Raw genomic sequence first — 749 nt, forward strand, 5'->3', positions numbered from 1 at the left:
ACGGCACGCTCACCGATATTGTTCGTGAACGGGACGGCGTGGTCAGCGATGAACAACAGAACGGCATCAGCGTAGAGCCGGAAGCGTTTGAGCAGGTTAAAAGCGACGGACTGCTTGACCGGCCCTCGCAGGCAGGCTGGCTTGACCGCCATGGGATTGAGCTGCTCGCCTTCATTGACAATCGCGTCGTAAAGCGTGCGGAAGGCGGCGACATCGCCGGCACTGAATGTGATCTGTTTTTGCCGGGCCGCCTCGCACAATTTATTGGCATTTAGCAGCAAGGTCATCATCGATTGCGGCCATGCCTGCCCAGTGATTTCCTGTACGTACAGCAGCTCGCGCAAGAGATGGGCGTTGCACAGGGCATGAATGGAATCTTCGAGTCGCCAGTAGGGAGCCCAGCAGTCATGAACGAGCACGCCGATGCGCTTGGGCAGTATGCCGTGCGCTTCGATCGCTTCCATGCCACGCTTGGCCTGAACGCCATACCATGTCAGCGTTTCGTTGGCTGCGACATGGAGCCAATGGAGTTTGCCGGCAACGCGCAGGCCAGACTCGTCGGCGCTGAGAAGTGGCGCCGCGCGCAGGCCATCGGCGATCTGCTGGGCGGTGTCCTGCAGCGCGACGCGCGCTTCTCCCACCCATGCCAGCAGCGTGCCGGGCGATACCGACAGGCCATAGATATCGTGAATCAGTTCGGCCGCGCGCGCAAAAGGCAACATTTGCCCCTGGGTCAGATGCACGCCCAA

The 749-nt window shown here is 60.6% G+C and carries 1 protein-coding gene; it reads right to left on the reverse strand.

The annotated features are described in order from the left end of the window. The coding region (locus tag CR103_RS21770; protein ID WP_143752731.1) for an IS66 family transposase at positions 1-749 on the reverse strand (749 nt) is incomplete at both ends.

It is taken from the genome of Massilia psychrophila, assembly GCF_002760665.1.
Taxonomy (GTDB): Bacteria; Pseudomonadota; Gammaproteobacteria; order Burkholderiales; family Burkholderiaceae_D; genus JAFCUW01.